The organism is Escherichia sp. KCJ4928 (genome assembly GCF_004352695.1).
Classification (GTDB): domain Bacteria; phylum Pseudomonadota; class Gammaproteobacteria; order Enterobacterales; family Enterobacteriaceae; genus ECMA0423.
The window spans coordinates 1-678 of record NZ_SJWV01000523.1; the positions used below are offsets into that span (position 1 = coordinate 1).

2 pseudogenes are annotated in these 678 nt (G+C 33.5%); both read left to right on the forward strand.

The features are described from left to right. Positions 1–119, forward strand: a pseudogene (locus tag E0D98_RS28265) (hypothetical protein); the annotation flags it as partial. 8 nt (positions 120–127) lie between these two features. Continuing rightward, positions 128–678 (forward strand): annotated as a pseudogene (locus E0D98_RS25300) (EscU/YscU/HrcU family type III secretion system export apparatus switch protein); the annotation flags it as partial.

Genomic DNA, 678 nt, shown 5'->3' on the forward strand with positions numbered 1-678 from the left:
CTGTCAAAAGTGCGCTGGCATTTTTAATATTAATTATTTATTTTGCCCCAATACTGGCTGAACGAGTAATGCCGTTATCCTTTTTCCCAGAACAATTGCAACTATACATTGAGAAATAGAGTGTTTCATGGCCAATAAAACTGAAAAGCCAACACAAAAGAAACTCCAGGATGCTTCTAAAAAAGGGCAAATTCTAAAAAGTAGAGACTTAACCATCTCTGTAATAATGCTTGTGGGTACTTTATATCTCGGATATGTTTTTGATGTGCATCACATTATGTCGATTCTTGAATACATCCTTGATCATAACGCTAAACCAGATATTTGGGACTATTTTAAAGCTATGGGGGTTGGTTGGTTGAAAACGAACATTCCTTTTTTGCTGGTTTGCATGTTCACAACAATACTTGTCTCCTGGTTTCAAAGTAAAATGCAATTAGCAACTGAAGCTGTTAAATTTAAGTTTGATTCATTGAATCCAGTAAATGGCTTAAAGCGTATATTTGGCTTAAAAACCGTAAAAGAATTTGTTAAAGCAATTCTTTATATTGTTTTTTTGCATTGGCGATCAAAGTATTTTGGAGTAATCATAAATCACTGCTTTTTAAAACTCTTGATGGAGATATCATATCTTTATTATCAGATTGGGGAGAGATGCTATTCCTTCTCATACTGTAT